Annotated in this window: 10 protein-coding genes; 5 read left to right on the top strand and 5 right to left on the bottom strand. The window is 60.4% G+C overall.

Annotated elements, in window-relative coordinates; translation table 11 throughout:
- Together O7A61_RS29885 and O7A61_RS29880 are read right to left on the bottom strand one after the other, a co-directional pair.
- The coding region (locus tag O7A61_RS29885) for a YeiH family protein (RefSeq protein ID WP_337132815.1) at positions 1-659 on the bottom strand (659 nt) is incomplete at its 3' end.
- Between the two features lie 151 nt (positions 660-810).
- Positions 811-1,188, bottom strand: a complete 378-nt coding sequence (locus O7A61_RS29880) for an ester cyclase (protein WP_337132816.1) — start codon at positions 1,186-1,188, stop codon at positions 811-813.
- A gap of 351 nt (positions 1,189-1,539) precedes the next feature.
- On the opposite strand from O7A61_RS29880, the gene O7A61_RS29875 reads away from it, so the two are divergent.
- The 3 genes from O7A61_RS29875 to O7A61_RS29865 all read left to right on the top strand — a co-directional run bounded on the left by O7A61_RS29875 (position 1,540) and on the right by O7A61_RS29865 (position 4,011).
- The gene (locus O7A61_RS29875) at positions 1,540-2,025 is read left to right on the top strand and encodes a GNAT family N-acetyltransferase (RefSeq protein WP_337132814.1); all 486 of its coding nucleotides are present in this window, start codon (positions 1,540-1,542) and stop codon (positions 2,023-2,025) included.
- 2 nt (positions 2,026-2,027) lie between these two features.
- A complete protein-coding gene (locus tag O7A61_RS29870; protein WP_337132813.1) occupies positions 2,028-2,411 on the top strand; it encodes an ACT domain-containing protein in 384 nt (127 codons plus the stop codon).
- Positions 2,412-2,577: 166 nt separating this feature from the next.
- Complete coding sequence (locus O7A61_RS29865) at positions 2,578-4,011, top strand: aldehyde dehydrogenase family protein (protein ID WP_337132812.1); 1,434 nt, start codon at positions 2,578-2,580, stop codon at positions 4,009-4,011.
- 71 nt (positions 4,012-4,082) lie between these two features.
- On the opposite strand, the gene O7A61_RS29860 is transcribed toward O7A61_RS29865, so the two are convergent.
- From O7A61_RS29860 to O7A61_RS29850, 3 genes are read right to left on the bottom strand one after another with little or no spacing between them, the layout of a single operon-like run.
- Positions 4,083-4,562 (bottom strand): hypothetical protein, encoded by a 480-nt coding sequence (locus O7A61_RS29860; RefSeq protein WP_337132810.1) that lies wholly within the window; start codon positions 4,560-4,562, stop codon positions 4,083-4,085.
- Positions 4,559-5,434: a hypothetical protein gene (locus O7A61_RS29855; RefSeq protein WP_337132809.1), complete on the bottom strand. Its 876-nt coding sequence runs from the start codon at positions 5,432-5,434 to the stop codon at positions 4,559-4,561. The genes O7A61_RS29860 and O7A61_RS29855 overlap by 4 nt, the downstream gene beginning before the upstream one ends.
- Positions 5,431-6,009: an ImmA/IrrE family metallo-endopeptidase gene (locus O7A61_RS29850; RefSeq protein WP_337132808.1), complete on the bottom strand. Its 579-nt coding sequence runs from the start codon at positions 6,007-6,009 to the stop codon at positions 5,431-5,433. The genes O7A61_RS29855 and O7A61_RS29850 overlap by 4 nt, the downstream gene beginning before the upstream one ends.
- A 327-nt stretch (positions 6,010-6,336) precedes the next feature.
- On the opposite strand from O7A61_RS29850, the gene O7A61_RS29845 reads away from it, so the two are divergent.
- Both O7A61_RS29845 and O7A61_RS29840 read left to right on the top strand, forming a co-directional pair.
- On the top strand, positions 6,337-6,747 hold the full coding sequence (locus O7A61_RS29845; protein ID WP_027146278.1) for an MbcA/ParS/Xre antitoxin family protein: 411 nt from the start codon (positions 6,337-6,339) through the stop codon (positions 6,745-6,747).
- Positions 6,741-7,405 (top strand): RES family NAD+ phosphorylase (locus O7A61_RS29840; protein ID WP_337132806.1); only part of this gene is annotated, 665 nt, incomplete at its 3' end. The genes O7A61_RS29845 and O7A61_RS29840, both read left to right, overlap by 7 nt.

Below are 7,405 nucleotides of genomic sequence, written 5' to 3'. Positions count from 1 at the left end.
GCCACCTCATGGACCGAGGCGCCCGCCCACAGGCCGAAAGCGTGCTGGTCGAGGCCGAGCAGCGGCGCCAGCAGCGGGAAGCCGAGCATGGCGACGGTGCCGAACAAGGTGATCGAGGCGACGGCGTAGGTAACGTCCTCGTCGCGCGCATCGGTGACGATGTTGGTGGCGACAATCGCCGAGGCGCCGCAGATCGAGGTGCCCGCGGCGATCAGCTGCGCCAGTTTGGCATCGACGCCGATCAGCCGGCCGAGCGTGATGGTGAAGAGGAAGGTGGCGCCCAGGGTCAGCGCCACGATGCCGACGCCGCCGGCGCCGATCGAGACGACCTGGCCGAGCGTCAGCTGGAAACCGAGCAGCACGATGGCGAAGCGCAAAAGGCGCTTTTGCGAGAAGGCGATGCCGGCCTTGGCATGCGCCGGGGTACCGAGCACGTTGGAATAGACCATGCCGGCGACGACGGCCAGGATCATCGGGCTGAACAAGGCGAAGCCGGAGACATTGCGGGCCGAAAAGGCGACGGCGGTGATCATCGCCACCAGCATGATGCCGGGGATGATGCCGTTCCAAAGGGAATCAAGGCGCTTGCGGCCCTGCGCCAGATCGACGGAAATCGTGCTTTTCGGAATATCGTTCGCGACGCGGGTCAGGGAAGGCAATGCAATTCTCCAAGCGAGTACAACGGAGAAATGCCGTTTCATGACCAATCATTCCAACGAATTATTTTCGTTAGAATGATCGAGTTTTCCGAACGATTTTGCTTGTGTCGAAAGGCTGCCGCACCCGGATCGAGCAGCGAAGAGGCCGAGCCTACAGCTGGGCGTCGATCGCCGCCTTGTCGATCACCGACCAGACGTTCCTGATCCTGTCGTTCAGGAATTCATAGAAGACGTTCTCGCTGAAGGAGACTTTCCTGCCGTTGATGGGCAGGCCGAGGAAAGTTCCCTTGGGCGTGCAGTTGAACTGGAGGCGGCTGGCTATGAATGGCGGGTCGGAGATCAACAGCTGGACGTCGAAATAGAGGTCCGGGATTTCGCGATAATCCCGCTCCAGCATGTCGCGGTAGCCCGACAGTCCAACCCGGTCGCCATTGTAATGCACCTCGTCATGGACGAAGCGATGCAGCCTTTGCCAATCCTGGTTGTTGAGACAGTCGATATAGCCTCGATAGAGATCGGTTTCGCTCACGGCGATGGCTCCGTTGCTAGAACGCCCGATCGGGAAGATAGAACGGACACGGATACAATCCAGCGCTTTACCGGCGAAGGCATCGACCAGCGGCGGGAAGGCCGGCGTCGCCTGGCGGCGGCTGGCCCAACGACCGGGCCAGACGGTGCCTTGACGCATGACGGTTGCTGCTCCAGCTTGCCGCCATGTTCGTTCTCGCGCCCGCCGACACCAAGCGACGCCGCCCCCGCACCGCGCGGAAGGGCACGCTGATTGCGCGACGAGGAAGACCGGCTTTATAGATCCGCTTCGTTTCCCACAGCCCGCCCGTGAAAAACGCCGGCGGGCTTTTTTCATGCCTGGAGCCTTGTGATGATTGCCAATTCTTCCATCCGGTTTCGCCCGGCCGAGCCTGCCGACGCCGCCGCGATCCGCGACATCGTGCGCGCCGCCTATGCCAGATGGGTGCCGGTGATCGGCCGCGAGCCGCTGCCGATGCGTGCCGATTACGACAAGGCGATTGCCGAACACCAGTTCGAGCTCGCCGTCGCGGAGGACCGCATTGTCGGCATGATCGAGACCATGCTGGCCGACGATCACCTGTGGATCGAGAATGTCTGCGTCGCGCCGGAGGCGCAGGGCAGGGGCATCGGCCGGCTGCTGCTGGAGCGTGCGGAAACCAAGGCGCGCGAGGCGGGACGCCCGGAGCTCCGCCTGTTGACCAACGGCGCCTTCGAAGCCAATGTGTCGCTCTATCGCAAGCTTGGCTACACGATCGATCGGGAGGAGCCGTTTATGAACGGAACGACGGTCTATATGAGCAAGCGGCCAGTTGGATGCCCGCCAATCGGAGCGTGAGGATGACTGCCAGGATCAGGCTTAAGCAGCTCACTGGCCTCTATGCGATTTCGCGGCTTCAAGCCGATGACGGCATTCCTGCCTGGGCTGAAGGACCGGGCTTCGTCAGCATCACCAGAACCGATGACGAGCTCTCGATCACCTGCCTCCAGGATCGCGTGCCGGATGCCGTCAAGCACGATCGCGACTGGGTCGCCTTCAAATTGCAGGGCCCCTTTGCGTTCGACGAAACCGGCATTGTGCTGTCGGTCATAAAGCCGCTGTCGGAAAACGGTTTGGGCATCTTCCTGGTATCGACCTTCGATGGCGACCACCTGCTGGTGAAAGCGGCGGACGAGCCCGCGGCGAGAGGCTTTCTGCGCGAAGCCGGGCATACGCTGCTATAGTCCGCTCATCGCCGGCCGTTGATCAACGATTGGCGCGCTGGCTCAACCAGTGGCGCGCTGGGTCAATCGCTTCGGGGGTTGCGTTTGACAGCGCCGTTTGCGCATCGTTATTTCGCGCCCGATATGACGGCCCGCCCGGCCATGCGGCACACTCCAGGAGAAACCCATGTCACACAATCTGCAGTTCTATATCGATGGCGCATGGGTCGATCCCGTCGTGCCCAACACGCTCGACGTCGTCGATCCGTCGAATGAGGATGTCTTCGCGCAGATCTCGCTCGGCTCCAAGGCCGATGTCGATAAGGCGGTGGCCGCTGCCAAGCGCGCCTTCGACACTTATGGCTTCACCTCGGTCGAGGAGCGCCTCGACGTCCTCAGCCGCGTCATCGAGGTCTACAAGAAGCGCAGCAAGGACCTGGCGCTGGCCGTGTCGCGCGAGATGGGCGCGCCGCGCCAGATGGCGCTCGACAGCCAGGTCGGCATCGGCCTGGCGCATCTGACCAAGATGGTCGAGACGCTGAAGAATTTCCAGTTCCGCCACGTCAAGGGCAACCACCTCGTGGTCAAGGAGCCGATCGGCGTCGTCGGCCTGATCACGCCGTGGAACTGGCCGCTGAACCAGATCACCTGCAAGGTCGGTCCGGCGCTCGCGGCCGGCTGCACCATGGTGCTGAAGCCGTCAGAAATCGCGCCGCTCGATGCCATCATCTTCGCCGAGATCATCGACGAGGCTGGCGTGCCGAAGGGCGTGTTCAACCTCGTCAATGGCGATGGCCCCGGAGTCGGCCAGGCGCTGTCCAGCCACCCCGACATCGACATGATGTCGTTCACCGGTTCGACGCGGGCTGGCATATTGGTGGCCAAGGCCGCGGCCGACACGGTCAAGCGCGTGCATCAGGAGCTTGGCGGCAAATCGGCCAACATCCTGTTCCCGGATGTCGATCTCGCCACTGCCGTCAGCAAGGGCGTCGCCGGCTGCTTCAGCAACAGCGGCCAGTCCTGCAACGCGCCGACGCGCATGTTCGTGCCGCGCGACCGCCACGACGAGGCCGCCGGATATGCCAAGGTGGCGGCTGAAAAGTTCACCGTCGGCCCGGCCGATGGCGCCAACACCAAGCTCGGCCCAGTCGTCAGCCAGGTCCAGTTCGACAAGATCCAGGACCTGATCCAGAGCGGCATCGACGAGGGTGCGACGCTGGTCGCCGGCGGCCCCGGACGCCCGGCCGAACTCAACCGCGGCTACTATGTCAGGCCGACCGTTTTCGCCGACGTCACCCACGACATGCGCATCGCGCGCGAAGAGGTTTTTGGGCCGGTGCTGGCGATCCTGCCCTACGACACGGTCGAACAGGCGGTCGAACAGGCCAACGACACCGTCTATGGCCTTGCCTCCTACATCCAGGCCAAGGACCTGCAGAAGGCGCGCGACGTGGCCGCGCGCATGCGCTCGGGCAATGTCTACATCAACTATCCCCAATGGGACGCCGGCCTGCCCTTCGGCGGCTACAAGCAGTCCGGCAACGGCCGCGAATACGCCGAATACGGGCTCGAGGATTTCCTCGAGATCAAGGGCATCGCGGGGTATGAGGCGGCGGAGTAAACGTCGTTACTTGGGGTCGGCAGAGGAGGCCGCGTCGCGCTAGTACACTGCTACACCCTGTGTTAGGCCGCTCACTTAGATTCATCTTGGTCGTCGTTTTCGCCAGAATCTTTGTTGGGCGGTTCTTTCGCTCGTCGCGATTGTTGACTGCGGATGGTCTTTTTTACGTTTTTGGCTGCTTCCTCTACTGCCCTGCGACGTTGCGGGTCAGCATATAATTCGCTAATACGTGGGGTTTTCTCTAGCGCTTGCGCTAAATTTCGTCGGTACTCCGGGTCGTTTAGAGCCTTTTGGAACCGCCTGAACGCTTCCGAGGTCCCCGAGAACGACTCTTTAACGCGTGCCGCTAGCGTGCCCCATTCGATGGTGCTGGCAGCATTTTCGATCAAAGAACCAAGTTCTTGTTTGTCGTCTTGGCCATCAACTTGCTCAGCGGCCGAGAACTCGTTGCTTTCTCGCTTGGTAAGTTCGAGGTTGATCGAGTCCCAGGTGCCTTTGAAGGCCAGATATTCATTAGGCAAAATCGGCGGGGAGGTGTCCGAACAATTCACCCGAAGGTAAACCGGCTCAATCCCCTCGTCGGCGATAAACGCGTCTGCGAAACTGAATACGTCGATCGCGTCGAGAAGTTTTCCGTCCCCCCGATGGCGCGCTCGAAATGTCTAACTTTTCGCCGCGTCGCGCTACGTTCGACGTCGATTGACAGCAGCGGATATGGGCGATCTCCTATGACGCCCTTCAATACTTGGCGACCAGCATACGAAAACCTAATGCCGTCCAACGGTTTCGCATCCCCATATTTGGCCAAAAGCCACGCCATTTGAATAGACATTGCGAAGCTGTTGGCAGAGCAATGTTTTCCCATTCTAAAGCCGGAATCAATTTCCTTCCCAAGAAAATCATAAGCGGTAGGCTCTGCGTCTGCGGCAGCCTCGACATCCTCAACGGGGAGCGATTGCGGTGTCTCACCATCAGCCGGGTTGAACACCTTGACTGTAACATTAGGGTACGGAAATGCGGCTACCCAGCCGCAGCCTTTAACATCTAGCGTAGGCTTATCTCTGCTTTCAAGATACTCACCATATCGTCCCAGAGCTGTAATAAACGCCCTGATTGATATCGCCAAATGATCGAAATTATCGAGGCGGCAGCAGAAAATAATCTCGTCGCCTACGGTCTTCCAAACCTTAGGGGCGGAGATATTAGTCCAGTCGGTTGGCTTTTCAATATTATCATAGGCGCGGCTAACCTCATTTGGAAAGCCATGGTAAAAGCGTCTTATTTCATCTACCCAGGCTGGATTTGGCGAGGCAGCTTCAGCGGACGAATTAGGATCCGATTTTCGTGCTTTGAATGCGGTCGACCCTACGAGGTCTACCGATAAAAAAAGCCGTAAGCGATATTCTGGGCACTTCCGAGTCATGCAAGCCCGAGAGTTTTGACCCTGACCTCGGCGGCGGCGACACTAACGCCAAATTCTATTGCAACTGCTTGGACGTTTTTGTTTGCCGCCTCGTAAGCCTTGCGGAATGCTTGGCTGCCCATCAGAAAGGCGGCGGCAAACCAGTTGGCTTCCCATTCTGCTCGTTGTTGTTCCTTGTCAGATTCATCGACCCACCGGGTTGCTATCATCTCTTGGCCAGAGTGCTCTTTTGCAAACAGCGGATAATGGAGAAGCAGATGACCGAGCTCGTGCGCGATGGTGAACCTATCGCGCTCTAGAGAAGTCATACCTGGGACGTAAATAGTAAAATCGTTAGCACCGCGGACCCTTATCGATTCAGGTTGACGATCGGTATAACTAACGGGGTTCTTGACTATAATCTGCCCGCCAAGGCGTTTAATCAGCGGCTGGATCGCATCGCCAGGCCCAAAACTAAGTTTGCGAGCTACATCCTCGGCAAATGCGCCGATTACGCGCCTTGCGGCATGCGTGGGCTTCAGCTTTGTTGTGCTCATAAACACCAACAGATATGCGCATGAGGGAGAATCGCGCATTAGACATCCGCAAATATAGGATGAAAACGTGAACAAAGCGAGAAGATATTTATTTTGGCCACGTTTTCTAAGCCGGCGACCCGGAACCAAGAGGCGGTGACCTGCTACGGTTCTTTTTCGAGATCAGTCCAGTCGGAGCGGGGCCTCGTAGGGCGGCGTAACGCGAGCAGAAACCTGATTCCTCGCACCCATGCGGAGAGGTGGGTTAGCAAAGCCGAAACGGATACTCTGCCAACAGAGATAGCGCCTTGAATGTCTTGCATCGAGCTCTGCACCTTGCCAATTGGCAGATACATGCTATATATCTGCCATTAGCGAGGTCTAAACATGCAGCTTCAGTCCATCGTCACCACGCCGGCCACGGTCGGCTCAGCCATTTCGGATGAGGAGGCGGGCGCCTTGGCGCGGACCACGGTCAATCTCTTCAAGGCCTGGAATCTCAGCGACTTCGAGGCCTGCGTCCTGCTTGGCGGCATCTCGGCGCGCACCTGGGCACGATGGAAGGAAGGCGGCATCGGCCGCATCGACCGCGACCTGCGCACCCGCATGGCCCATCTGATGGGCATCCACAAGGGGCTGCGCTACCTCTTCACCGAGCCGGCGCGCGGCTATGCCTGGATCCGCAAGCCCAATGCCGCCTTCGGCGGGCAATCCGCGCTCGACCTGATGCTGCGCGGCGACATTTCCGATCTCGCGGCGATGCGTGAATGGCTCGACGCGGAGCGTGGTGCATGGTGAGTGGACTTGCGGTCCGGCGCCGCGTCCACTGGCCCCAGACCTATCGCATCATCCGCTCCATCCATCCGCCGATCGACCTGTTCGAGGACATCGCTGACCCGCGCGACTGGGAGGCGCTGGCCGCCGTCGAGGAGAAGACCAACCCGCGCATCCGGCTCGAGCTCGGCGATCTCGGCAAGGTGCCGGCCGCAAGGCGTGTTTCCGGCCCCGGCGCCAGTTTCGTCATGGCGCCTTTCGTGCATTGCTCGACCTTACGGCCCGGCCGCTTCTCGGACGGCAGCTACGGTATCTATTATGCCGGCGACAGCGAGGACGTGGCGCTGGCCGAAACCATCCACCATCACCAGAAATTCATGCGCGCCACCAATGAGGCGCCCGGCTGGACGGCCGATTTCCGCGTGCTGATCGGCAGCGTCGACCGCGACCTCGACGACGTCAACGCCGTGCCCGGCGTGCTCGACCCGGACGACTACGCCGCGTCGCAGGCGGAAGGGCGGGCGTTGCGGGCCGCCGGCAGCGATGGGCTGGTGTGGGACAGCGTGCGCATGGCGGAAGGAGAGTGCATCGGCATCTTCTGGCCCGACGTCATCGCTGTCCCGGTCCAGGGCCGCCATTACAGTTATCACTGGGACGGCGCCCGCGTCGACTTCGTGCGCCA

Source organism: Mesorhizobium sp. Cs1321R2N1, from assembly GCF_037179725.1.
Classification (GTDB): domain Bacteria; phylum Pseudomonadota; class Alphaproteobacteria; order Rhizobiales; family Rhizobiaceae; genus Mesorhizobium; species Mesorhizobium salmacidum.
Note: the sequence above shows the minus strand (reverse complement) of the source record. Positions and strands in the feature narration are given on the sequence as shown.